We start from the raw sequence: 23,651 nt of genomic DNA on the forward strand, positions 1-23,651 counted from the left end.
TATCCACTTTGTCCGGTTAGTTTGGCTACCTAGGTCGTCCCACAGCCTCCGGCTTCATGGGTCGTCCACGTGGAAAGGCGGGCGGCTGTGGTGATTTCGGCGCTCAAACGCGTCTGGTTGCCGGTGCTCATCGTGACCGCCGTAACGGTCGGTGGGTTCAGCGTTGCGCATTTTCGGTCGGTGTTCGGGTCCGACGGGGCAGTGGTGACGCCGGTCGGCAACGACACCGCCGACAAGTTCAACCCCAAGGTCGTCGTGTACGAGGTCTTCGGATCCGGGTCCACGGCGGTCATCAATTACACCGATCTCGACGGATTGCCGCAGCGAACAGGTGAGGTCAGCCTGCCGTGGTCGCTGCGGCTCGAGACGACGGTGCCCTCGGTTATGCCGAATCTGGTGGTTCAAGGCGACGGTCAGTCGATCGGATGCCGCGTCCTGGTCGACGACGAGGTCAAGGACGAAAGGACAGCACAGGGAGTGAACGCCGCGACGTACTGCTTGGTGAAGGCCGCATGAGCGTGGCCGGGCGGGGTGGTGGGAAGACCTCAGTCGACGACGCTCCGACCGATGCCATCCCACCGGCTCGGCACGTCAAACGCTCTGCGCTGCCACGGTTCATCCGTACGTTCGCGCTCCCGATCGTCCTGGTGTGGATCGCAATCATCGCCATCCTGAATGTCACCGTGCCCCAGCTCGAAGTCGTGGGCAAGCTACGCGCGGTGTCGATGAGCCCCAACGACGCGCCCTCGCTCATCGCGATCAAGCGCGTCGGTGAGGTCTTCGAAGAGTACGACACCAGCAGCTCGGTGATGGTCGTGCTGGAAGGTGACGAGCCGCTGGGTGCCGACGCGCACGCGTTCTACGACGAGATAGTCCGAGAGCTGCGGGCTGACACCACCCACGTACAGCATGTCCAGGACTTCTGGGGTGACACCCTGACCGCTGCCGGCGCTCAGAGCATCGACGGCAAGGCGTCGTACGTGCAGGTGTACATCAGCGGCGACCAGGGGGAGACCCTGGCCAACGAATCCGTCGAGGCCGTCCGCGACGTCGTCGCCAACACTCCGGCACCGCCAGGCGTGAAGGCGTACGTGGCAGGCCCATCCGCGACGACGACGGACCAGAATGCCGTCGGCGACGCCAGCATGAAGACCATCGAGGCGCTGACGTTCGTCGTCATCACCATCATGCTGCTGCTCGTCTACCGTTCGCTCGTCACGACGGTGATCACGCTGGGCATGGTCGTGGTCGGTTTGCTCTCGGCCCGCGGGATTGTCGCGTTCCTCGGCTATCACGAGGTGTTCAAGCTCACCACCTTCGCGACGAACATGGTTGTGACGCTGGCCATCGCCGCGGCCACCGACTACGCGATCTTCTTGATCGGCCGATACCAGGAAGCCCGGCGCAAGGGCCTCGACCGGGAGTCGGCTTACTACGACATGTTCCACGGCACCGCCCACGTCGTGCTGGCCTCAGGTATGACCATCGCGGGTGCCACGCTGTGTCTGCACTTCACCCGGCTGCCGTACTTCCAGACGATGGGCATCCCGTTGGCGGTCGGTATGACCATCGTGGTCGCCGCGGCGTTGACGCTGGGACCCGCGGTGATCTCGATCGTCACCCGGTTCGGAAAAGTGTTGGAACCCAAGGGCAAGCAGCGGGCCCGCGGCTGGCGCCGCGTCGGTGCGGCCACCGTTCGCTGGCCGGGCGCGGTCCTGGTTTTCGCGATCGTGCTGTGCCTCGTCGGCCTGCTGGCGCTGCCCGGCTACCACACCACCTACAACGACCGCATCTACCTGCCGTCCGATATTCCTGCCAACGTCGGTCAGGCCGCCGCGGATCGACACTTCTCTGAAGCCAAGATGAACCCCGAACTGGTGATGGTCGAGGCCAACCACGATCTGCGTAATCCCGCCGACTTCCTGGTGATCGACAAGATCGCCAAGGCCATGGCCCGCGTGAACGGCATCTCACAGGTCACGACGATCACTCGGCCCGACGGTAAACCGATCGAGCACGCGTCGCTGGCCTATTCGATGAGCCAAAGCGGCACAGGGCAATTGCTGAACAACGACTACCAGCAGACGATCCTGGAGAACACGCTCAAGCAGGCCGACGAGATGCAGGTGACCATCGACTCGATGACCGAGATGCAGAGCATCACGCTGGAACTGGCCGCAGTCACCCGGCGAATGGCCGACAAGATGAAGAACACGTCGATGAACCTCGACGAGGTGCGTGACCACCTCGCCGACTTCGACGACCAGTTCCGTCCGCTGCGCAACTATTTTTATTGGGAGCCGCACTGTTTCAACATCCCCATGTGCTTTGCGATTCGCTCGATCTTCGACAGCCTCGACGGCATCGGTCAGATGGCCATCGACTTCGCCGACATCGTGCCGGACCTCGAACACATGGCGGACCTGACGCCACGGATGGCTGCCTTGATGCCGGCGATGATCCAGACGATGCAGAACCAGAAGCAGATGATGCTGAACCAGTATCAGGCGCAGAAGGCGCAACAGGATCAGAACATGGCCCAGCAGGAGAATGCGACCGCGATGGGGGAGGCGTTCGACGCCGCCCATAACGACGACACGTTCTATCTTCCGCCAGAAGCGTTCGGGACGGCGGACTTTCAGCGCGGCATGAAGCTGTTCATGTCACCCGACGGGCATGCGGTGCGGTTCACCGTCAACCACCAGGGTGATCCGCTCAGCGAGGAGGGCACGTCGCACATCGCGCCACTGCGCACCGCGGCCGTTGACGCGATCAAGGGCACCCCGCTGGAGGGTTCGACCGTCTACGTCGGCGGTAGTGCCGCCATGAACAAGGACATGCAACTGGGTGCCGACTACGACCTGCTGATCGCAGCGGTCGCGTCGTTGATCCTGATCTTCCTGATCATGGTGGTGCTGACGCGCGCCGTCGCCGCCGCGGCGGTCATCGTTGGCACGGTGGTGCTGAGTCTTGGTACGGCGTTTGGTCTTTCGGTACTGCTGTGGCAACACCTGATCGGCATCCCGCTGCACTGGATGGTGCTGCCCATGACTGTGATCGTGCTGCTTGCGGTCGGCGCGGACTACAACCTGCTGCTGGTCTCTCGGATGAAGGAGGAGATTCACGCCGGGATCAAGACAGGCATCATCCGGTCGATGGCAGGCACGGGATCGGTCGTCACGTCGGCAGGTTTGGTCTTCGCCTTCACGATGGCGGCCATGGCGGTCAGCGACATGATCGTCATCGGTCAGGTGGGTACGACGATCGGCCTGGGTCTGCTGTTCGACACGCTGGTCGTGCGTTCGCTGCTGACACCGTCGTTGGCCGCGCTCTTGGGACGCTGGTTCTGGTGGCCGCAGCTCGTTCGTGAACGGCCGGTGCCGCAGAGCTGGCCTACCGCGAAACAGGTTGCGGCGCTTTAGCGCTGATGACGAGCGCGGCCATCACCAGGGCCATGCCTGCCGACTCGGCGAGCGTCGGCCGCTGCGCCAGCATGAGGGCGCCGATGACCGCGGCCGTCGCCGGAAGTAGCGCCAGCAGCAGCGCGAAGCGGGCGCGCCCGACAGCCGTAAGCACCACCTGGTCGAGGGCATACGGAACTGCCGTCGACAACACACCGACACCGACCGCCAGGAGCCACGTCCGCGGCTCACCGAACGTAGATGGATCTGATATCAGCTGGTGGGCGAGCAGCGGTGCCGCCAACAGGACTGCGGCGGACGCCATTCCGACTGTCAGTGAGTCGAGCCCGACGCCCTCATCGGCGACCCGCTTCCCGAGCAGGATGTAGCCAGCCCACAGTGCGGCGGCAAGCAGCGCGAAGCCGACGCCGACCGGGTCGACGCCTGTCTGTACGCCGGCGAGCAGTGCGACGCCACCGGCTACCAGGACGACGGCCAGCAGATCGCGCGGGCGTCGCGAGCCCATGGTCGCCACGACCACCGGCCCGATGAACTCGACCGCGACGGCAGTGCCGAGCGGAATCCGGGCGATCGCCTCGAAGAACGCCACATTCATTGCGACGGTGACGATGCCGAACCCCGCTGCGACCGCGAGTCCGCGGCCAGTCCACTGCACGCGCCACGGTCGTCGCCACACGACCAACGCGACAGCGGCGACGGCACACCGCAGCCAGGCCACCGCCATCGGATCGGTGGTCTCGAACAGGAAGACACCCAGCGCAGCGCCGACGTACTGCGACACCGCACCGACGACGAAGAACAGCGGCACCGACCACGCGGGCACGCGCGATCGCGTCGCCACGGCAGGCCTAGTGGCCGGCGGAGACCGACTCCGAGAGAGCGGCGTTGATCGCGTCCACCCGGTCCTTGGCGTCACCGAAGAGCATCTGGGTGTTCTCGCGGAAGAACAGCGGGTTCTGCACGCCCGCATAGCCCGAGGCCATGGAGCGTTTGAACACGATGACGTTGTTGGAGTTCCACACCGTCAGCACCGGCATACCGGCAATGGGGCTGCTCGGGTCCTCCGAGGCCGCCGGGTTGACGGTGTCGTTGGCGCCGATGACGAGCACGACGTCGGTGTCGCCGAAGTCGTCGTTGATCTCGTCCATCTCCAGCACGATGTCGTAGGGCACCTTGGCCTCGGCCAGCAGCACGTTCATGTGGCCGGGCAGGCGTCCCGCGACGGGATGGATGCCAAACCGGACGTTGACGCCGCGGTCGCGCAGCTTGCGGGTCAGATCCGCGACGCCGTACTGAGCCTGGGCGACAGCCATGCCGTAACCCGGCGTGATGATCACGGAGTGGGCCGAAGCGAGCAGTTCGGCCGCGCCTTCGGCGTCGATCTCGCGGTGGGTGCCGTAGTCCTTGTCCTCTGCAGGTCCGGCCTCGATGCCGAAGCCACCCGCGATGACCGAGATGAACGACCGGTTCATCGCCTTGCACATGATGTAGGACAGGTAGGCACCGGAAGACCCGACGAGTGCACCGGTGACGATGAGCAGATCGTTGGACAGCAGGAAGCCCGAGGCCGCGGCGGCCCAGCCTGAGTAGCTGTTGAGCATCGACACCACGACGGGCATGTCGCCGCCGCCGATGGAGGCGACCAGGTGCCAGCCAAGCAGCAGCGCCAGCACGGTGACCACGATCAGTAGCCACAGCTGCGGGTCGATGACGAACCACACCGTCAGCGCGGCGAAAACAACCAAAGCACCGACGTTCAGGAAGTTCTTGCCGGGCAACATCATCGGGGCGGAGTTGATGCGCGCCGACAGCTTCAGGTTGGCGACGATCGAACCGGTGAACGTCACCGCGCCGATGAAGACGCCGATCACGACCTCGGCGGAGTGAATGCCGAGCATGCCCTCGGCGCCGAGCTGTAGTGCTTCGGCGCCGGTGGCGTCACCTTCGACGTGCAGGTAGCCGTTCCATCCGACCAGCACGGCGGCCAGGCCGACGAAGCTGTGCAGCAGCGCGATGAGCTCGGGCATTCCGGTCATCTCGACGACCTTGGCGCGCCACAGGCCGATCGCGGCGCCGATGAGCGTGGCGCCGACGAGCAGGCCCAGTCCCAGCGGTTCGATGTGCCGCGCCAGCGCGAGCGCGATCGTCGCGAGCAGTGCGACAGCCATGCCGGCGATACCGAAACTGTTGCCCGCCCTTGATGTCTCGTGCTTGGACAGGCCGGCCAGTGCCAGGATGAACAGCAGGGCGGCGACGACGTAGGCCGCGGTGGCGGCAGTCTCTATGGTGAACATCCTCTTAGCTCCTCGAGAACATCGCCAGCATGCGGCGGGTCACCGCGAAGCCACCGAAGACGTTGATGCTGGCGAGCAGAATCGCTGCGGTCGCTATTGCGGTGATAATCCAGTCACCGTGGCCGATCTGCAGCAGTGCGCCGACGACGATGATGCCGGAGATCGCATTGGTCACCGACATCAGCGGAGTGTGCAGCGCGTGGTGCACGTTGCCGATCACGTAATAACCGATGACGATCGCCAGCGCGAACACCGTCAGGTGCACCTGCAGCGCAGCGGGCGACAACGCGATGAGCGCGAACAGCACCGCCGCGGCGGCGAAGGTGATGCCCAGCCGGCGCCCCGTGGACATAGGGGCCTTCGGCTCCGCTTTCTCGACCGGAGCAGCTGCGGCGGCCGCGGGCGCCGCCGACACCTGAACCGGAGGTGGTGGCCAGGTGGTCTCGCCGTCGCGCACGACGGTGACCGACCGCTGAACGACGTCGTCGAAGTCCAGCGTGAGGTGCCCGTCCTTTTCCGGCGTGAGCAGCTTCAGCAGGTTCACCAGGTTGGTGCCGTAGAGCTGGCTGGCCGTGGCGGGCAGACGTCCCGCGAGATCGGTGTAGCCGATGATCGTCACCCCGTGGTCGGTGACGATCGCCTGATCCTTGACGGTGCCCTCGACATTGCCGCCGTTGGAGGCGGCCATGTCGACGAGCACGCTGCCCGGCTTCATCGACGCGACCATGTCCGCGGTGATGATGCGCGGTGCGGGCTTACCCGGGATCAGCGCGGTGGTGATGATGATGTCGACGTCGGAGGCCAACTCGGCGTACAGCGCCGCCTCGCGGGCCTTGTAGTCGTCGCCCATCTCCTTGGCGTAGCCGGTCGCCGACACCTCGCCCGCGTTCGGGTCGACGGACACGTACTCGCCGCCGAGCGACTTGACCTGATCGGCGACCTCGGGGCGCGGGTCCGTGGCCTTCACAATCGCGCCGAGGCTCCCCGCCGCGCCGATGGCGGCCAGCCCGGCGACACCCGCGCCGACCACGAGCACCTTGGCCGGCGGCACCTTGCCCGCCGCGGTCACCTGGCCGGTGAAGAACCGGCCGAAGCTGTGCGCGGCCTCGACGACCGCCCGGTAGCCGGCGATGTTCGCCATCGACGACAGCACGTCCAGCGACTGCGCCCGCGAGATACGCGGAACCGCGTCCATCGCCATCACCGTGATGGGGCGGGCGGACAGCTTCTCGACCAGTTCGGGGTTAAGCGCCGGGGAGATCAGACTGACCAGCGTCGCGCCGTCCTTGAGAAGCGCGATCTCGTCATCGTTGGGTGCGTTGACCTTGAGGACGACGTCGGAAGCCCAGGGGTCGCCGATTTCCGCGCCCGCCTCGACATACGCGTCGTCGGAGAAGCTGGATTCAGCCCCGGCGCCCGCCTCGACGACGACGGAATAGCCCAGTTTGAGCAGTTGTCCGACGGTCTGCGGCGTAGCGGCTACTCGCGTCTCACCCGCAAGGGATTCGCGCGGTATCCCGATAATCATCCGGAAAGTCTCCCATCCGCCTCTCGGCGACCTTGTGCCCCTCCGGCGGTAAGCTGCTTACCGTTGCGGCGGCCCATCAGTAGAAACGTCGCCGACCCGTAAAGTTCGACGTGATGACGGAAACCCGACCGCCGGCCGCTGCGCTGCTGGTTCGTGCCGGCGGAGTGCGGGGTCTGGTGTACACGGCGCTGCCGGTCACCACATTCGCGGTGACGAACTCGTTGACCAGTTTGCGACCGGCGGTCATCGCCGCGATCAGTGTCGCGACAGTCATCCTGGCGTGGCAGCTGTTCCGGCGAGAGTCCACCCGTCCTGCGGTGTTCGGGTTCGCCGGGGTCGCGGTGTGCGCGGCGTTCGCCTTCATCACCGGCAGGGCGAAAGACTTCTATCTGCCCGGTATCTGGATGTATCTCGGATTGGCTATCGCGTTCACCGTCTCGATCGTGATCCGCAGGCCCCTCGTCGGCGTCGGGTGGGCTTGGATGACGGGGCGCGACGGTTCGTGGCGCCGCGTTCGGAGGGTGCGGTTGGCGTTCGACATCGCCACCGCCGTGATGGCCACGGCGTCGTGGTCACGATTCCTGGTGCAGAACTACCTGTACGACACGGATCAGGAGGGGTTACTTGCGACGGCGCGCATCGCGATGGGCTGGCCGATCTTCCTGGTCACCTCGACCGCGATCTATCTCGCCATACGGCTGGCCATCCGTGCATTGCCTCGGGCGCACACCTAGGTCTACCGGCGGGGAGCCCAGATCTCGAAATCGCACCGATCGCGCATCGACAGTTACGCAGGAGTAAGCCAGCGGACGAATCGGCCGCACGATAATGAACGTGAGCAAAGTGGTCGAACGCGGGCCCACACGATGCCCGCGCTGTGCGCGAACCGCGGACTACGTCTTCATCGAGTTCGACTCGAACGTCACGCGCTACGAAGTGCACTGCCGACGTTGCGGCGAGGTCTACAGCGAGAACAGCGTGGCGTGGGCACTCGCCGTGGCGCACGACGACGAGCCTTGGATGCAGTGGCCACCGGACCGCGAACCGGCGGCTGCACGGGATTGGCGCGTCGAGTTACGAACGTGGCTCGATGGCTCGGCCCGTCAGGGGCGGCAGACAGCTGAAGCAATCGGAGTGCGGGCTCAGGCGCTAGCCGAGCGCGCGCGTGCGGAACTGAGCGAACGCCTACGAGGCGTCAGGAACAGTTAGACCGGGGGATAGGCCGGCGGGGGATAGACGCCGCGCAGAATCCAGGCGAACCAGTTCGCGCCGTACTCGATCTCGTCGCTCGCGTCGTAATCCGGGTTGGGATCCACGTCATCGCCTCTCATGTCGCGGCTGGCTCTCGCCCGAGTCTAGACCCGCCGCCGACGCGGCGACACCCTCAACGCATAAACTAGCCAACCAGTTGATTGATACCCGGATTCGCTCCGGGCCTGCATATAGTGAGTCGCCATGCCGTCACCCGAAGCCTCTAACGGGATGTCCCGTCGCGAGGAATTGCTGGCCGTCGCCACCAAGCTCTTCGCCGCCAGGGGTTATCACGGCACCCGGATGGACGACGTCGCCGACGCCGTCGGCCTGAACAAGGCCACGGTGTACCACTACTACGCCAGCAAGGCGCTGATCCTCTACGACATCTACAAGGGTGCCGCCGACTTCACGGTCGACGCCCTGCACGACGACCCGACCGCGTCGGCCAGGGAGACCATCTACCACTTCACCCGCCGGCTACTGGTCGGCATCGCCAGCGACATCGAGCGCGCGGCGGTGTACTTCCAGGAGGGCCCCTACATCACGGAGTGGTTCACCGAAGAGCAGGTCGCCTACATCCGGGAGAAGGAAACCCAGGTCTACGAGCACGTGCGCGACGTCATCGACCGCGGCATCGCCAGCGGCGAGTTCTACGACTGCGACAGCCACGTGCTCGCCCTGGGCTACATCGGGATGACGCTGGGGTCCTACCGCTGGCTGCGGCCGCACGGCCGGCGCACCGCACAGGAGATCGCGGTCGAGTTCAGCACGGCGTTGCTGCGCGGGCTGATCCGTGACGAGGCGGTCCGAGAGTCCGAGCCGCTGGGGCTCGTTGTCGAGGAAACCGCTCCGCAGGGCTAGCGATGAAGTCACTCCTGCTGTCGCGCCGAGATCTCGATTTCCTGCTCTACGAATGGCTGCAGGTTGATGAGCTGACGAAGCGGGACCGCTTCGCCGAGCATTCCCGCGAGACGTTCGACGGCGTGCTGGATCTGTGCGAGCAGCTGGCCACGAAATATTTCGCGCCGCACAACAAGAAGAGCGACGCCACGGAGCCGAGCTTCGACGGCGACAAGGTCACCGTCATCGGCGAGGTCAAGGAGGCGCTGGACGCGTTCAGCCAGGCCGACCTGGTCGGCATGGGCATGGACAACGCTTTGGGCGGCGCGCAGTTGCCGACGACCGTCGCACAGGCGGCGTTCGCTTGGATCGCGGCAGCCAACATCAGCACCTCGGGCTACGTGATGCTCACCATCGCCAACGCGAACCTGCTCGCGAAGTTCGGCACGCCCGAGCAGATCGAGAAGTTCGTCAAACCGATGCTGGCCGGGCGCTTCACCGGAACGATGGCGCTGTCGGAGACCCAGGCCGGGTCGTCGCTCGCCGACATTCTCACGCGAGCCGAACCGCAACCCGACGGTACGTACCGGTTGTTCGGATCGAAGATGTGGATCTCAGGCGCCGAACACGAGATGACCGACAACATCGTCAACCTGGTGCTGGCCAAGATTCCTGGCGGACCGGAGGGCACCAAAGGCATCTCGCTGTTCATCGTCCCGAAGTACCTCGTCGACGACGACGGCGCGGTCGGCGAGCGCAACGGCGTCGCCATCTCGGGTCTCAACCACAAGATGGGTCAGCGCGGAATCACCAACACCGTGCTCAATTTCGACGGCGCGGTCGGTTACCTGGTCGGTGAACCACACCGGGGCATCACCTACATGTTCACCATGATGAACGAGGCGCGCCTCGGCGTCGGTATGGGCGCGGTCGCGCTTGGCTACACCGGATACCTCAAGTCACTGGACTATGCCCGCGAGCGTCCGCAGGGCAGGCCGGTGACCGCCAAGGATCCGACGACACCTCAGATCCCGATCATCGAGCATGCCGATGTCAAGCGAATGCTGTTGGCGCAGAAGGCATACGTCGAAGGCGGAATGGCACTGCTGCTGTACTGCGCCAAACTCGTCGACCTGCAGCACACCGCGAAGACGGACGACGAGCGCGACGCGGTGTCCCTGTTGCTCGACATCCTCACACCGGTCGGCAAGAGCTGGCCCTCGCAGTGGTGCCTCGAGGCGAACAATCTGGCGATCCAGGTCCACGGCGGCTACGGCTACACCCGCGAATACGACGTCGAACAGCACTACCGCGACAATCGGCTCAACCCGATCCACGAAGGTACCCACGGCATTCAGAGCCTGGACCTGTTGGGCCGCAAGGTGACCCAGCGTGGCGGTGCCAGCCTGGCGGCACTGGGGGCGGCGATTTCGCAGACGGTCGACGCCGCTGCCGCCGCCGGTGGTGAGACCGCCGACCTCGCCAATCAACTCAGTGCCACGTGGCAACGTCTGGTCGAGGTGACCACCGCAATGTTCGCCGCCGGCGACATCGACGCCGCGCTGGCCAACAGCGTCGCGTACCTCGAGGCGTTCGGCCACATCGTCGTCGCGTGGATCTGGCTGGAGCAGGCGGTCGCCTGCACCGGCCGCACGGGCGACTTCTACGACGGCAAACGGCAAGCCGCGCGGTATTTCTTCCGCAGCGAATTGCCCAAGACCGGCCCGGCGCTCGATCTACTCGCCGCGCTGGACCGCACTTCGCTGGACATGCGCGACGCCTGGTTCTGACCGATACCCAAAGTGCATCAAGTAATGCGATAAGAGGCTTGGACAGGTATCACTGAGGTTTCCTACGGTGGAGTGACAACGACCACATTTATGACCCTGTGGACGTCAGATCACACGACGAGGAGTGCTTCATGCCCGCCCACAACACGCTCACCCGTAGCCGTTTCCGGGTCGGCCTCGCGGCGAGCGCCGCTGCCGGACTGGTCCTCACCGGCTGTAGTGGTGTCCAGAACTCCACCGGCGGCGGTGGGGGCGACTCCTATCCTTCCGGTGCGGTCGAGATGTACGTCGGCGCATCCGCGGGCGGCTCGAGCGACCTGATCAGCCGCGCGGTGTCCAAGGGCCTGAGCGACGAGCTCGGCGCATCGTTCCCTGTCATCAACCGGGAAGGCGCCAATGGCGCATTGGCCGCGGCCGAGGTCGCCAAGGCGGAACCGAACGGTTCGATCATCGCGATCCAGAACGCGTCGCTGTTCACCATCACGCCGATGGCCGTGAGCCCCGACGAGGTCACCAACATCGACGATTTCGACGTGGTGCAAGGTGTTTCGCGCGATGACTATGTGCTGGTGACCAATCCGGCCAGCGGCTTCCGCACCCTCGACGACATCAAGAACGCCGACCGCGTCGTGCGCTACGGAACGACCGGGGTGGGTACTGGCGCGCAACTTTCGGCGGCCCTGCTGTTCAAGACGAGCAACGTTGAGTCACAAGCCGTTCCGTTCGACGGTGGTGCACCCGCACTCGCCGCGGTGCTCGGCAACCAGGTCGACGTGGCGAGCATTCAGGTCGGCGAGGCGATCGAGAACATCCGGTCCGGCAGGCTGACTCCGCTGGCGGTGTTCGGGCCGGATCGCATCGAGTACCTGCCGGACGTCCCGACGGCCAAGGAGCAGGGACTCGATGTCGAGGTGACGCAGTACCGCTTCATGACGGTTCCCAAGGGCACGCCTCAGGAGGTCCAGGACAAGATCGTCGAGGGCATGCGGGCGACGTTCGCGACCGAGAGCTACAAGGAGTTCAACAAGCAGAACAGCCTGACCCCGATGGAACTCTCGGGTGACGAGGTCCTCGCGCAGCTGCAGTCCGACAAGACGCGGTACGAGGAACTGGTCAAGCAGTACGGCATCAACCTGCGCGACGAGGGCTGACATGAACGACGCCGCACCGGCGAACCCGCCGCACCAGCACACCCGCGACATCCTCGCCGAACTCGAGGCCGAGGTCGCCCACGAACTGGAGGAGGAGCGGCCACCGTCGGGCGGTCCGCTCTACCAGATCGCCGGCGCTGTCGTTGGTATCGCGATCGGCATCGGCGGTGCGGTGCTCTCGGCTGGATACGGCCTCGGCTCGTTGCGTGAGCCGGGCCCCGGACTGTGGCCGTTCGTCGTCAGTGTGCTGATCGCCGCGATGTCGGCGGTGCTGGTGGTAGTCGGTCGCAGTCTGACGGACGCCGAGGCGTTTACCCGCAGCAGCGTCCTGCCGATCGTCGGTGTCATCACGTTCATCGCGTTCGGCGTGCTGATGCCAGTGACCGGATTCGAGATCCCCGCGCTGGCGCTGTGTGTGATCTGGCTGAAGTTCCTCGGGGGCGAAAGCTGGCGCAACACCGTCGTCATCAGCGTAGTTACCGTCGCGACGTTCTACTTCCTGTTCCTCTATGGGCTGCGAATCCCGTTGCCTCACTTGATCGCTTTCTAGTTTTGTAGCCAGGAGCAGCCGAAACCATGGACTTCACCGCATTTCTGGACGGGTTCGCGCTCGTCGTCGAACCGCACAATCTGCTCTACTGCCTGATCGGCGTGCTGATCGGCATGATCATCGGCGTGCTTCCGGGCCTCGGGCCCGCGGCCACCATCGCGATCCTGCTGCCGATCACCTACACCATCGACCCGGTCTCGGCGATCATCATGCTCGCCGGCATCTATTACGGCGCCCAGTACGGCGGCACCATCACCTCGGTCCTGCTACGCCTGCCCGGCGAGGCGTCGTCGGTGGTCACGGTGTTCGACGGGTTCGCGCTAGCCAAACAGGGCAAAGCGGGAACCGCCCTGGGCATCGCGGCGATCGGTTCCTTTGTGGGAGCGACGATCTCGATCATCGGCCTCACCCTGCTCGCACCCGTGGTGGCAAGCGTCGCCCTCGACTTCGGGCCGCCTGAATACGCGGCATTGGCGTTGCTGGGCGTGCTGCTGGTCGCCACGATCGGCAGCGGCAACAAACTCAAGGCGCTGATCGCCGGCACCGTGGGTCTACTGCTGGCGACGGTCGGGCGCGACAGCTTCACCGGTGCGTCCCGCTTCACGTTCGACAGCCTGCAGCTGGCCGACGGCATCGACTTCGTAGTCGTCGCAATGGGTTTGTTCGGCGTCGGCGAGATTCTCTACAACCTCGAGCAGCGGCACGGCAAGAAGCATGTGCCCGCCGAGGTCGGCAATGTGTGGCCGTCGCGCAAGGACCTCAAGCAGTGCTCCGGTGCGATGGGCCGTGGATCGATCATCGGCTTCGTGCTCGGTGTGCTGCCCGGCGGCGGCGCCGTGCTCTCGTCGATCGTGGCCTATGCCACCGAGAAGCGTCGCTCCAAGACGCCCGAGCGGTTCGGACGTGGCGCGGTCGAAGGCGTCGCGGCACCGGAAACCGCCAACAACGCCGCAGCCACCTCATCATTCATTCCGCTGCTCACCATCGGTCTGCCCGCCAACGCGACGATGGCGATGTTGTTCGGCGCCTTGTTGATTCTCGGTATCTCGCCCGGCCCGCAGTTGGTCGACGAACATCCGGACGTGTTCTGGGGTGTCATCAACTCCATGTACATCGGCAACATCCTGTTGCTGATCCTGTCGATCCCATTGGTCGGTTTGTTCGTGCGGATCCTCAAGGTGCGGCCGGCGATCCTCGCGCCGATCACGGCGCTCATCACGATCCTCGGCGTATACACGATCAACAATTCGGTGTTCGATATCTACGTCATGGTGGCCTTCGGCATCGTCGGCTATCTGATGAAGAAGGCGGGCTTCGACCCAGGTCCGCTGGTGCTCGCGTTCGTGCTCGGATCGATCATCGAGTCGAGTACGCGACGGTCCCTGCTCATCTTCGGCGGGGACCCAACAGGATTCGTGACGCGGCCGATCTCCGGTGTCATCCTGGCGGTCTTCGTGCTACTGATCGTGGCGCCGATGATCCGGACGCTGCTGAAGCGCCGTGCCTCAGCGCGGGTCGAGCCTGCGCCGGGAGTTGGCAAGGTGGACGCGCATCGCGGCACGGGCCGCGGCGGCGTCACCGGCGAGAATGGCGGCGACGATGTTGTCGTGCTCGGACCGGACCCGGTCGACGTGACCGGCGTCGGTGAGCGAGTAGGAGTCACCCAGCCGCATCCGGGGAAGCATGATCATCATCGGTCCGAGTGAGTCGAGCAGCTCGACGTAGAACCGGTTGCCGGCGGCCGACGCAATCGCTCGGTGGAACCTGAAGTCGGCCTCGACGGCGTCTTCCGGCTGCGCGGCGACGAACGCATCCATCGCCGCCTGGATCGCGGTGCGGGCCGCCGCATCAAGGCGCGCGGCCGCCAGCGCTGCCGCCTCGGTTTCGACGCCCAGCCGGAAGTCGATCATGTCGAGCACGTCCTGATGGGTGCGGATCGCGGTGGAACCCACAGTGAACGACGTCGGCTCGGGCACTGTCAGCACGAAAGAGCCACGCCCCTGGAAGGTTTCGACGAGGCCTTCAGCCCGCAGGCGGGTCACCGCTTCGCGGACGACCGTGCGGGACACGCCGAACTCCTCGATGAGCTCCGTCTCCGACGGCAGCTTGTGACCGGCGGGCAGGTCGCCGGCGAGGATCTTGTCCTTCAAACCGGCGACCACCCGCGCGGCCAGCGTCGTTGTCATCGGGCGATTATCGTGGGCTGCTTGCTCTTCGCGCGAGGGCTCATCGCCCGAACGCAGCCGTCTCCTTCGTCAGCGCGCGCATCTGATCGGACAGCGAGAAGCCGAGTCCGGGCCGATCCGGCAGCCACATCTGGCCATCGCGAATGTCGATGCGCTCGTTGAACAGTGGATTGAGCCATTCGAAGTGTTCAACCCACGGCTCGGTGGGATACGCGGCCGCTAGATGCAGGTGGATCTCCATCGCGTAGTGCGGGGCCAGCGCCAGTCCGGCGTGTGCGGCCAGCGTCACGAAGCGCAGGAACGGGGTGATGCCGCCGATTCGGGGTGCGTCGGGCTGGACGATGCCGCGATAGCCCGCGTCGAGCAGCGCCATGTGTTCAGGCACAGACGTCAGCATCTCGCCGGTCGCGATGGGGGTGTCGAAGGTATGACTGAGGTCGGCGTGGCCGACAGCGTCCCACGCGTCCAGCGGCTCCTCGATCCAGATGAGGTCGAAGGCTTCCAGCTCGCGGCACATGCGGCGGGCCCGCGCCCGGTCCCACTGCTGATTGGCATCGACCATCAGCGGTGTGTCCCCGAGGTGCTCGCGGATCGCCGCCACTCGCTCCAGGTCCGTCTTCCAGTCCGGTTGCCCCACTTTGATTTTGATGCCGCCGATGCCGGACTCCAGCGAGGCGGTGGCTTTCTCCTTGATCTCGTCGACGGACGCCTGCAGGAAACCGCCGGAGGTGTTGTAGACGCGGCAGGAGTCGCGGTGGGCGCCGATGAGCTTGGCCAGCGGGAGTCCGGCCCGCCGCGCCTTGAGGTCCCACAGTGCGACGTCCAGCGCGGCGACAGCCTGTGTGGCCACGCCCGACCGGCCAACCGAAGCGCCGGCCCACATCAGCGACTGGTAGATCCGGTCGATATCGGACGGATCCTGCCCGAGGGCGGTATCGGCCACCTCGGCCAGATGCGCGAACTGTGCCCGGCCACCCGCACGTTTGGAGTAGCTGAACCCCATTCCTTCGAAGCCCTGCTCGGTGGTGACCTCGGCGAACAGCAGCACGGTCTCGGTTAGCGGCTTCTGCCTGCCAGTGAGCACCTTGGCATCGCTGACCGGGTTGGCCAGGGGGAGGACGACGTGGGAGAGCGTGATGTGGCGGATGCGGTCGGGCATCGGAACTCCTGAGCAAGTCATATGATGAGTAGTAAACTCATCATACAAGTTGTACGCCGGATCACAACCGTTGGGCGTTTGATCGCTCGGTGCACCCGGGAAGCCTTTTCGAATATGTCTTCAACACTTGACTCACTGACTGAATGGCTGCTGACGAAGGGCCTGCACATCGTCCTGGTGCTGGTGTTCGCGGTCATCGCCACGCGCCTGATCCGCTTTGTTGCGCGTCATATCAGCAAGCGACTCGACACCGGGGACAACACCGATGCGGTACTGCGTCCGGAAAGCGTCAAACACCGGCGGGCCGTTTCCTCGGTGATCTCCTCAGTGGCGATCGCGGTGCTGTACATCGTGGTGTCCGTCGACATCGCCAATCAGCTCGGGTTGCCCATCGGCTCTCTGGTCGCGCCCGCGGCCGTACTCGGTGCTGCATTCGGTTTCGGCGCCCAGCGCATCGTGCAGGATCTGCTCAGCGGCTTCTTCATCATCACCGAGAAGCAGTACGGGTTCGGAGACCTGGTGGCGCTCACCGTGACGGCGGGTGGCGAGCCGGCACGCGGCACCGTCGAGGACGTCACGCTTCGTGTCACGAAACTTCGCACCAGCGACGGCGAAGTATTCACCGTGCCGAACGGGCAGATCGTCAAATCACTGAATCTGTCCAAGGATTGGGCCCGCGCCGTCGTCGACATCCCCGTCCCCACGTCGGTCGATATCAACGTCGTGAACGACGCGCTTCGCGAGGTGTCGGAGAGCGCCATGCGCGATGACGGCCTCCCCGATCTGCTCCTCGACGAGCCGCAGCTGATGGGTGTGGAAAGCATCGAAAAGGACACCGTGAATCTGAGGGTGGTGGCACGCACGTTGCCCGGCAAGCAGTTCGAGGTGAGCCGTCGGCTGCGCGCGCTCATCGTCTCGGGGCTGCGGCGCGCAGGTGTCGCAAATCCCGAAGCTGCGGCTAGTCGAAACTGATGATCTGCCGGACGGCCTTGCCGTCGGCGAGTTGATCCATGCCGGAGTTGATCTCGTCCAGGGCGATGGTCGACGACACCAGCGACTCGACCGGCAGTCGGCCGGCCCGCCACAAGCCGACGAAGTGGGGGATTTCCCGCGACGGCACGGCCGAGCCGAGGTAGCTGCCGATCAGTGATCGACCCTCGGCGACAAAGCCCAACGGCGACAGGTTGATTCGCGCATCGGGTCGGGGAAGCCCCACGCAGACGGTGCGTCCACCTGCGGCGGTGAGGTCGACGGACGTCTCCACCGCCTTCGGATGACCGACGGCTTCTATCACCACTGCGGCCTTGAGTCCGGCTTCGTATGCCTCGTCGGGCGTATAGGCCTCGTGCGCACCCATGGTGCGCGCCAGTTCCAGCTTTGCCGGCAGCTGGTCGACGCCGATCACGCGAACGCCGTCATGTGAGAGGGCGGTGAGGACCGCGGCCATGCCCACTCCGCCGAGGCCGACGACGATCACCGGCTCGCCGGACCGTGGGCGTCCTGCATTGATCACCGCGCCGCCTCCGGTGAGCACTGCACAGCCGAGCAGCGCCGCGACTTCCGCGGGCACGTCGGCGGGAACCGGAACCACCGAGCGGCGGTCGACGACGGCGTGGGTGGCGAAACCCGAGACACCGAGGTGGTGGTGGATCGGCTGACCGTCGCGCGAAAGTCTGCGCTCACCGGTCATCAGCGTGCCAGCCGTATTGGCGGCTGTTCCGGGCACGCATGGGGTGAGGCCGTTGGTCGCGCACGCCTCGCAGGCACCGCACCGCGGCAGGAACGTCATCACCAGGCGCTGACCGACAGCCACGTCGGAAACCCCGGGTCCGGCCTCCTCGACGACGCCGGCCGCCTCGTGCCCCAGCAGCATCGGCACCGGGCGCACCCTGCTGCCGTCGACGACCGACAGGTCGGAATGGCACATGCCCGCGGCTTCGATGCGGACGAGGAGCTCACTGTCACCGGGTGGGGCCAGGTCGAGGTCGTGCACGGCGATCGGTCTCGATTCGGCGTACGGCCTGTCGAGACCGATGTGTTCGAGTACGGCGCCGCGGATCCTCATGACTCCAGAATCCAGCACCTGCGAGACTGCTGCCATGGTCGGTAGCGAGCAGGAGCTCTCCAGCGCCGACTTTCCCGTGCACTGGCCGGTGTCGACCAGGTGGACCGACAACGACATGTTCGGGCACCTCAACAATGCGGTGTACTACGCACTGTTCGACACGGCGATCAACGGCTGGATCAACACGAATTGCGATATCGACCCGATGGCGGTGCCATGGCTGGGCGTGGTCGCCGAGTCGGGATGCAAGTACTTCGCCGAATTACGTTTCCCAGAAACCCTTTTCGTCGGCCTGGCGGTCACCCGGCTGGGTAATAGCAGCGTCACGTACCGCCTTGGACTGTGGCAGGAGGGCGGGCCTGTCGCAGCGGTCGGTCACTGGGTGCACGTGTACGTCGACCGGGAGGGTCGCAGACCCGTGCCGATACCTGCGGTAATCCGTTCTCAGCTGGAAAAGGCGTGCGTCGACTAGGCCCCTTGCTCTAACGGGTTGATTGCACACACCTGGTGCTTGGAACCAACCTGTTTAGCGCAATCGGCCCGCGACTCAACTGGAAAAGGCGTGCGTCGGCTAGTCGATATGCTCGTGCAATGCCGTTCGTGAGCAAGACAGTCGAGGTCACCGCCCCCGCCGAGGCGATCATGGGGATCGTCGCCGACTTCGAGTCATATCCGCTGTGGAACGAGGAGATCAAGGGCTGCTGGGTGCTGGCGCGCTACGACGACGGCCGACCCAGTCAGTTGCGTCTCGACGTCGTCGTGCAGGGGCAGTCGGGCACGTTCATCACCGCGGTGTACTACCCCGCTGAGAACCAGATCCAGACGCTGCTGCAGCAGGGTGAATTCTTCGAGAAGCAGGAGCAGAAGTTCTCGGTGGTCCCGATGGGGGCGACATCGCTGCTGACGGTCGATCTCGACGTCGAGACCAAATTGGCGATCCCGGCCCAGCTCGTGAAGAAGGCGATCGGCGACACGCTCGATTACCTCGCGGACAACTTGAAGGCCCGCGCCGAGGAACTCTCCGCCGCCGGCCCCTAGTCGAGCGGGGGCTCACGGTCAGCCCCACAACCTCGTCTCATCGAGGCGGGCGATCAATCGCTGTGCACCGTCGGTGAACTCGCCGCCGGTCAACCTGACCACCGTGTCGACATCGTTTTGGCGCAGTGCGGCGATCATCTCCCGGTGCACGGCCACCGCGGAGTGTCCCCATCCCGGGTCGCCCGCGTAGATCTGACCCGGCAGGTATCGCGCCACGTGAAGGAGGAACCACGCCAGCTTGATCCGGCCGGTGGCCCTGTTGAGTGTCCGGTGGAACGCGAACTCGGCGGAGGCGATCTCGTCGAGGTCGTGTCCCTCCACGGCCGCGGCGAGTGCGTCGTTGAGGCGCTCCAGCTCGTCGATCTCCGCCCCGGTGATCCGTTCCGCGGCCGTTGCCGCCAACTCTTTGGCGATCGTGCCCTGCAGCCAGAAGATGTCCTCGACGTCGGATCGCGTCAGCGGTACGACCACATGGCCGCGGTGGGGTTCGAGTTGCACCATCCCTTCACCACGCAATGTGCGCAGCGCCTCGCGCACGGGCGTGATGCTGACCCCCAGCGCTGCTGCGGTCTCGTCGAGCCGGATGAAGGTGCCAGGCCGCAGGGTGCCGGTCATGATGTCGGTTCGCAGCCGGGCGGCGACCTCGTCGGACAGCTGCTCGCGCCGGACCGCCCGACGGGGTCGGGTGCGGGATCGCGGGGGTGCGTTCACGAGGCTCTCCGGTCCGTCTGGCGTGGGGTTGTACCCGAGCGGCCGAGGCCATACTGTGACCGGGGCAACACCATGTTTGATCAAATGTAAAAGCTGCGCAACCCAGAGGGAGCAGTCGCTGTTGACCTCCGCGTCCACGCCGGACCCGACCGAGCAGCCGTTTCTCGCGCGCCGGCAGAACTGGACGAACCAGTTGGCGCGGCACGCGTTGATGCAGCCCGGCGAGACGGCCCTGCGTTTTCTCGGCCGCACCACGACCTGGGGCGAACTCGATAGTCGCGTCGGCGTCCTCGCAGGGGCCCTGAGCAGGCGCGGAGTCGAATTCGGCGACCGTGTGCTGATCCTGATGCTCAACCGCACCGAGTTCATCGAGTCGTTCCTCGCGATCAACAAGCTGGGCGCCATTGCCGTGCCGGTCAACTTCCGGATGACCCCGCCCGAGATCGCCTTCCTGGTCAGCGACTGTCAGGCCAAGGCCGTCATCACCGAATCGGTGCTCGCCGGCGTGGCGGCCGCGGTCCGCGACATCGATCCGACCCTGACGACTGTGGTGGTCGCGGGCGGAACCACCGGCGAGGGCCTCATCGGCTACGACGACCTGATGGCCGAACAGGGGGAGGTGCCACCCGTGGTGGACATCCCCAACGACTCCGCCGCGCTGATCATGTACACCTCGGGGACCACCGGCAGGCCCAAGGGCGCGGTGCTCACCCACACCAACATCGCCGGGCAGGCGATGACGTCCCTGTTCACCAACGGGGCCGATCTCAACAACGACGTCGGGTTCGTCGGTGTGCCGCTGTTCCACATCGCGGGTATCGGGAACATGATCATCGGACTACTGCTCGGCAGGCCGACGGTGCTCTACCCGCTGGGCGCATTCGACCCTGGTGCCCTGCTCGACGTCCTCGCCGCCGAACAGGTGACGGGCATCTTCCTGGTGCCCGCACAATGGCAGGCGGTCGTCGCCGAACAGCGCACGCGACCTAGGAACCTCAAGCTGCGGGTGCTGTCGTGGGGCGCGGCACCGGCCTCGGATACATTGCTGCGCAGCATGTCTGAGACCTTCCCCGGAACACAGATCCTCGCCGCCTTCGGCCAGACCGAGATGTCGCCGGTGACGTGCATGCTGTTGGGCGACGACGCGATCCGAAAGCTGGGCTCGGTCGGCAAGGTGATTCCCACGGTGTCCGCGCGCGTCGTCGACGAAGACATGAACGACGTCGAAATCGGTCAGGTCGGTGAGATCGTCTACCGCGCACCCACGCTGATGGCCGGCTACTGGAACAACCCCACGGCCACCGCAGAAGCCTTCGCGGGCGGCTGGTTCCATTCCGGTGACCTCGTACGCCAGGATGCCGAGGGCTACATCTGGGTCGTGGATCGCAAGAAGGACATGATCATTTCCGGCGGCGAGAACATCTATTGCGCAGAAGTCGAGAATGTCCTTGCCGCTCATCCGTTGATCGCGGAGGCCGCGGTGATCGGTCGCGCGGACGACAAATGGGGTGAGGTGCCGGTGGCCGTCGTGGCTCTCGAAGGCGCGCTCGGTGCCGACGATCGTCTCGGACTCGCCGACCTCGAGAGTTTCCTGACCGAACGCCTTGCGAGGTACAAGCATCCGAAGGCGCTGGAGATCGTCGACGCGCTCCCTCGCAATCCTGCTGGCAAAGTACTCAAAACGGAACTTCGGGTGCGTTTCGGCACCGGCAAAGCGATTGACGCAGGCGAAAGTGCTACTCCGCCAACGGTTTCTGCTGGCGCACAAGAGAATTAGGGAATTGGAACGAGTTTGCTAACGGTTAAGGGCTCAATCTTCCAGATGCCGTGCACCGCGGGGATGGCATCGGGTACAGTCCTGTGGTCCGTCTTACTACTGATGAGTAGGGAGACGCTGGTCACAGTCAGCGGGTTGGGGCAAGGAGGCCGCGTGCGACAAGGTCTGCCGTTGAACGACGACGGCCGCGGTCAGCTCGTTGGAGCGCGTCGGTGACGGCGCAGGGCACCGACATCGTCGGCTACGTCCGCGATCAGGTGCGTCCGGGCCTGACTGCCGTGGGCGGATTCGTCCGCATGACGGTCCTCACGGCGAAAGCCACCTTCAAGTCGCCCTTCCAGTGGCGCGAGTTCATCCTGCAGAGCTGGTTTCTGATGCGGGTGGCGTTCCTGCCGACCGTCGCGGTCTCGATCCCGCTGACCGTGCTCCTCATCTTCACGCTCAACATCCTGCTGACCGAGTTCGGTGCGGCCGATATTTCCGGTGCGGGCGCCGCGCTGGCAGCCGTGACCCAGCTCGGCCCCCTCGTCACCGTGCTCGTGGTGGCCGGCGCCGGTTCGACCGCCATCTGCGCCGACCTCGGTGCCCGCACCATCCGCGAGGAGATCGACGCGCTCGAGGTGCTCGGCATCGACCCGATCCACCGGCTGGTGGTGCCACGCGTAATCGCCTCGACGTTCGTGGCGCTGCTCCTGAACGGCGCAGTGATCACCATCGGCCTGGTCGGCGGCTTCATCTTCGGCGTGTATCTGCAGAACGTCTCCGCCGGCGCCTATGTTTCCACGCTCACCCTGGTCACCGGCCTACCCGAGGTGCTGATCTCGGTCGTGAAGGCCATGACGTTCGGGTTGATCGCCGGCCTGGTCGGCTGCTACCGCGGCCTCACGGTCGCCGGTGGCGCCAAGGGTGTGGGCACCGCGGTCAACGAGACGCTCGTGCTGTGCGTGATCGCGCTGTTCGCGGTGAACGTGGTGCTGACCACGATCGGCGTCCGATTCGGAACGGGGAGCTGACGTGTCGACAACCCAGGTCCTGCGATCTCGCTTTCCGCGGGCGTTCTCCGGCGGAACGGGCGTCGTCACCGCCCCGGCGAAGTTCCTCGACAGCGTCGGGCACGTCGCGTGGTTCGTCGTCACCGCGATCGGCTCGATCGGCCATGCGTTGCGCTACTACCGCAAGGAAACCCTGCGGCTGATCGCCGAGATCGGCATGGGCACCGGCGCGATGGCCGTCATCGGTGGCACCGTGGCGATCGTCGGGTTCGTCACGCTGTCTGGTTCGTCGCTGGTCGCCATCCAGGGCTTCGCATCACTCGGCAACATCGGTGTCGAGGCGTTCACCGGCTTCTTCGCCGCACTGATCAACGTCCGCATCGCCGCCCCCGTCGTCGCGGGCCAGGCGCTGGCCGCCACGGTCGGTGCCGGCGCCACCGCGGAACTGGGCGCCATGCGAATCAGCGAGGAGATCGACGCGCTGGAGGTCATGGGCATCAAGTCGATCTCCTACCTGGTGTCGACGCGCATCATGGCCGGCTTCATCGTGATCATCCCGCTGTACGCGATGGCGATCATCATGAGCTTCCTGTCGGCCCAGGTGACCACGACCGTCTTTTACGGACAATCGATCGGCACCTATGAGCACTACTTCCGAACGTTCCTGCGCGCCGACGACGTCATGTGGTCGTTCGTGCAGGCGATCATCATCTCGGTCATCGTGATGCTCAACCACTGCTACTACGGCTACTTCGCCAGTGGCGGCCCGGTGGGTGTCGGCGAGGCCGTCGGCCGGTCGATGCGCGCCTCTCTGGTCGCGATCGTCTGTGTGGTCCTGTTCGCCTCGTTGGCGCTCTACGGCGTCGACCCGAACTTCAACTTGACGGTGTAGCC

Annotated in this window: 21 protein-coding genes and 2 pseudogenes; 15 read left to right on the plus strand and 8 right to left on the minus strand. The window is 65.4% G+C overall.

The window, feature by feature from the left end; genetic code table 11:
* Positions 1-90 precede the first annotated feature (90 nt).
* A complete protein-coding gene (locus ACIA48_RS03030; protein WP_396728469.1) occupies positions 91-516 on the plus strand; it encodes an MmpS family transport accessory protein in 426 nt (141 codons plus the stop codon).
* Complete coding sequence (locus ACIA48_RS03035; RefSeq protein WP_396727479.1) at positions 513-3,422, plus strand: RND family transporter; 2,910 nt, start codon at positions 513-515, stop codon at positions 3,420-3,422. The genes ACIA48_RS03030 and ACIA48_RS03035 overlap by 4 nt, the downstream gene beginning before the upstream one ends.
* Here ACIA48_RS03035 and ACIA48_RS03040 read toward each other — a convergent pair.
* The 3 genes from ACIA48_RS03040 to ACIA48_RS03050 are packed head-to-tail and all read right to left on the minus strand — an operon-like array spanning position 3,394 to position 7,244.
* Positions 3,394-4,263 carry an EamA family transporter gene (locus ACIA48_RS03040; protein WP_396727481.1) on the minus strand — a complete coding sequence of 290 codons (870 nt, stop codon included), beginning with the start codon at positions 4,261-4,263 and terminating at the stop codon, positions 3,394-3,396. The two genes, ACIA48_RS03035 and ACIA48_RS03040, sit on opposite strands and share 29 nt — an antisense overlap.
* 7 nt (positions 4,264-4,270) lie before the next feature.
* Complete coding sequence (gene pntB / locus ACIA48_RS03045; RefSeq protein WP_396727483.1) at positions 4,271-5,716, minus strand: Re/Si-specific NAD(P)(+) transhydrogenase subunit beta; 1,446 nt, start codon at positions 5,714-5,716, stop codon at positions 4,271-4,273.
* A 4-nt stretch (positions 5,717-5,720) separates the two neighbouring features.
* Complete coding sequence (locus ACIA48_RS03050) at positions 5,721-7,244, minus strand: Re/Si-specific NAD(P)(+) transhydrogenase subunit alpha (RefSeq protein ID WP_396727485.1); 1,524 nt, start codon at positions 7,242-7,244, stop codon at positions 5,721-5,723.
* Positions 7,245-7,357: 113 nt separating this feature from the next.
* On the opposite strand from ACIA48_RS03050, the gene ACIA48_RS03055 reads away from it, so the two are divergent.
* On the plus strand, positions 7,358-7,978 hold the full coding sequence (locus ACIA48_RS03055) for a DUF3159 domain-containing protein (RefSeq protein ID WP_396727487.1): 621 nt from the start codon (positions 7,358-7,360) through the stop codon (positions 7,976-7,978).
* A gap of 100 nt (positions 7,979-8,078) precedes the next feature.
* A complete protein-coding gene (locus ACIA48_RS03060; protein WP_396727489.1) occupies positions 8,079-8,453 on the plus strand; it encodes a hypothetical protein in 375 nt (124 codons plus the stop codon).
* Here ACIA48_RS03060 and ACIA48_RS03065 read toward each other — a convergent pair.
* Positions 8,450-8,560, minus strand: a pseudogene (locus ACIA48_RS03065) (CAP domain-containing protein); the annotation flags it as partial. The gene ACIA48_RS03060 and the pseudogene ACIA48_RS03065 sit on opposite strands and share 4 nt — an antisense overlap.
* A gap of 139 nt (positions 8,561-8,699) precedes the next feature.
* On the opposite strand from ACIA48_RS03065, the gene ACIA48_RS03070 reads away from it, so the two are divergent.
* The 5 genes from ACIA48_RS03070 (at position 8,700) to ACIA48_RS03090 (ending at position 14,535) form a co-directional block, all read left to right on the plus strand.
* Positions 8,700-9,359, plus strand: coding sequence for a TetR/AcrR family transcriptional regulator (locus ACIA48_RS03070; protein ID WP_396727491.1), 660 nt, complete (start codon positions 8,700-8,702; stop codon positions 9,357-9,359).
* Between the two features lie 2 nt (positions 9,360-9,361).
* Positions 9,362-11,128 (plus strand): acyl-CoA dehydrogenase, encoded by a 1,767-nt coding sequence (locus ACIA48_RS03075; RefSeq protein WP_396727493.1) that lies wholly within the window; start codon positions 9,362-9,364, stop codon positions 11,126-11,128.
* 131 nt (positions 11,129-11,259) lie between these two features.
* Positions 11,260-12,279, plus strand: coding sequence for a tripartite tricarboxylate transporter substrate binding protein (locus ACIA48_RS03080; protein WP_396727495.1), 1,020 nt, complete (start codon positions 11,260-11,262; stop codon positions 12,277-12,279).
* Position 12,280: 1 nt separating this feature from the next.
* Positions 12,281-12,829, plus strand: a complete 549-nt coding sequence (locus tag ACIA48_RS03085; protein ID WP_396727497.1) for a tripartite tricarboxylate transporter TctB family protein — start codon at positions 12,281-12,283, stop codon at positions 12,827-12,829.
* Positions 12,830-12,855: 26 nt separating this feature from the next.
* On the plus strand, positions 12,856-14,535 hold the full coding sequence (locus ACIA48_RS03090; RefSeq protein ID WP_396727499.1) for a tripartite tricarboxylate transporter permease: 1,680 nt from the start codon (positions 12,856-12,858) through the stop codon (positions 14,533-14,535).
* Here the strand turns inward: ACIA48_RS03090 and ACIA48_RS03095 are convergent.
* Both ACIA48_RS03095 and ACIA48_RS03100 read right to left on the minus strand, forming a co-directional pair.
* Positions 14,425-15,015 (minus strand): annotated as a pseudogene (locus ACIA48_RS03095) (FadR/GntR family transcriptional regulator); the annotation flags it as partial. The gene ACIA48_RS03090 and the pseudogene ACIA48_RS03095 sit on opposite strands and share 111 nt — an antisense overlap.
* A gap of 40 nt (positions 15,016-15,055) precedes the next feature.
* Positions 15,056-16,174: a mandelate racemase/muconate lactonizing enzyme family protein gene (locus ACIA48_RS03100; protein WP_396727501.1), complete on the minus strand. Its 1,119-nt coding sequence runs from the start codon at positions 16,172-16,174 to the stop codon at positions 15,056-15,058.
* A gap of 60 nt (positions 16,175-16,234) precedes the next feature.
* Between ACIA48_RS03100 and ACIA48_RS03105 the strand changes: the two genes are divergently transcribed.
* Positions 16,235-17,146 carry a mechanosensitive ion channel family protein gene (locus tag ACIA48_RS03105; protein ID WP_396728471.1) on the plus strand — a complete coding sequence of 304 codons (912 nt, stop codon included), beginning with the start codon at positions 16,235-16,237 and terminating at the stop codon, positions 17,144-17,146.
* On the opposite strand, the gene ACIA48_RS03110 is transcribed toward ACIA48_RS03105, so the two are convergent.
* Complete coding sequence (locus ACIA48_RS03110) at positions 17,133-18,239, minus strand: alcohol dehydrogenase catalytic domain-containing protein (protein WP_396727503.1); 1,107 nt, start codon at positions 18,237-18,239, stop codon at positions 17,133-17,135. The genes ACIA48_RS03105 and ACIA48_RS03110 overlap by 14 nt on opposite strands.
* Positions 18,240-18,273: 34 nt before the next feature.
* On the opposite strand from ACIA48_RS03110, the gene ACIA48_RS03115 reads away from it, so the two are divergent.
* Both ACIA48_RS03115 and ACIA48_RS03120 read left to right on the plus strand, forming a co-directional pair.
* Positions 18,274-18,711 carry an acyl-CoA thioesterase gene (locus ACIA48_RS03115; protein WP_396727505.1) on the plus strand — a complete coding sequence of 146 codons (438 nt, stop codon included), beginning with the start codon at positions 18,274-18,276 and terminating at the stop codon, positions 18,709-18,711.
* A gap of 119 nt (positions 18,712-18,830) precedes the next feature.
* The gene (locus ACIA48_RS03120; RefSeq protein ID WP_396727507.1) at positions 18,831-19,277 is read left to right on the plus strand and encodes an SRPBCC family protein; all 447 of its coding nucleotides are present in this window, start codon (positions 18,831-18,833) and stop codon (positions 19,275-19,277) included.
* 18 nt (positions 19,278-19,295) lie between these two features.
* On the opposite strand, the gene ACIA48_RS03125 is transcribed toward ACIA48_RS03120, so the two are convergent.
* Positions 19,296-19,988, minus strand: a complete 693-nt coding sequence (locus ACIA48_RS03125) for a GntR family transcriptional regulator (RefSeq protein ID WP_396727509.1) — start codon at positions 19,986-19,988, stop codon at positions 19,296-19,298.
* Between the two features lie 118 nt (positions 19,989-20,106).
* Between ACIA48_RS03125 and fadD5 the strand changes: the two genes are divergently transcribed.
* From fadD5 to ACIA48_RS03140, 3 genes are all read left to right on the plus strand, one after another.
* On the plus strand, positions 20,107-21,765 hold the full coding sequence (fadD5, locus tag ACIA48_RS03130; protein WP_396728473.1) for a fatty-acid--CoA ligase FadD5: 1,659 nt from the start codon (positions 20,107-20,109) through the stop codon (positions 21,763-21,765).
* Between the two features lie 296 nt (positions 21,766-22,061).
* Positions 22,062-22,778, plus strand: coding sequence for an MlaE family ABC transporter permease (locus ACIA48_RS03135; protein WP_396728475.1), 717 nt, complete (start codon positions 22,062-22,064; stop codon positions 22,776-22,778).
* A gap of 1 nt (position 22,779) precedes the next feature.
* Complete coding sequence (locus ACIA48_RS03140) at positions 22,780-23,649, plus strand: MlaE family ABC transporter permease (protein ID WP_396727511.1); 870 nt, start codon at positions 22,780-22,782, stop codon at positions 23,647-23,649.
* Positions 23,650-23,651 lie beyond the last annotated feature (2 nt).

Source organism: Mycobacterium sp. NPDC051804 (assembly GCF_044452905.1).
GTDB lineage: Bacteria > Actinomycetota > Actinomycetes > Mycobacteriales > Mycobacteriaceae > Mycobacterium.

Excerpts from the sequence above, each read along its gene's own strand:
- ACIA48_RS03115 (WP_396727505.1), top strand. The coding sequence starts at position 18,274 with ATGGTCGGTAGCGAGCAGGAGCTCTCCAGCGCCGACTTTCCCGTGCAC.
- ACIA48_RS03090 (WP_396727499.1), top strand. The coding sequence starts at position 12,856 with ATGGACTTCACCGCATTTCTGGACGGGTTCGCGCTCGTCGTCGAACCG.
- ACIA48_RS03050 (WP_396727485.1), bottom strand. The coding sequence starts at position 7,244 with ATGATTATCGGGATACCGCGCGAATCCCTTGCGGGTGAGACGCGAGTA.
- ACIA48_RS03055 (WP_396727487.1), top strand. The coding sequence starts at position 7,358 with ATGACGGAAACCCGACCGCCGGCCGCTGCGCTGCTGGTTCGTGCCGGC.
- ACIA48_RS03080 (WP_396727495.1), top strand. The coding sequence starts at position 11,260 with ATGCCCGCCCACAACACGCTCACCCGTAGCCGTTTCCGGGTCGGCCTC.
- ACIA48_RS03135 (WP_396728475.1), top strand. The coding sequence starts at position 22,062 with ATGACGGTCCTCACGGCGAAAGCCACCTTCAAGTCGCCCTTCCAGTGG.
- ACIA48_RS03035 (WP_396727479.1), top strand. The coding sequence starts at position 513 with ATGAGCGTGGCCGGGCGGGGTGGTGGGAAGACCTCAGTCGACGACGCT.
- ACIA48_RS03085 (WP_396727497.1), top strand. The coding sequence starts at position 12,281 with ATGAACGACGCCGCACCGGCGAACCCGCCGCACCAGCACACCCGCGAC.
- ACIA48_RS03070 (WP_396727491.1), top strand. The coding sequence starts at position 8,700 with ATGCCGTCACCCGAAGCCTCTAACGGGATGTCCCGTCGCGAGGAATTG.
- ACIA48_RS03120 (WP_396727507.1), top strand. The coding sequence starts at position 18,831 with ATGCCGTTCGTGAGCAAGACAGTCGAGGTCACCGCCCCCGCCGAGGCG.
- ACIA48_RS03075 (WP_396727493.1), top strand. The coding sequence starts at position 9,362 with ATGAAGTCACTCCTGCTGTCGCGCCGAGATCTCGATTTCCTGCTCTAC.
- ACIA48_RS03100 (WP_396727501.1), bottom strand. The coding sequence starts at position 16,174 with ATGCCCGACCGCATCCGCCACATCACGCTCTCCCACGTCGTCCTCCCC.
- ACIA48_RS03110 (WP_396727503.1), bottom strand. The coding sequence starts at position 18,239 with ATGAGGATCCGCGGCGCCGTACTCGAACACATCGGTCTCGACAGGCCG.
- pntB (WP_396727483.1), bottom strand. The coding sequence starts at position 5,716 with ATGTTCACCATAGAGACTGCCGCCACCGCGGCCTACGTCGTCGCCGCC.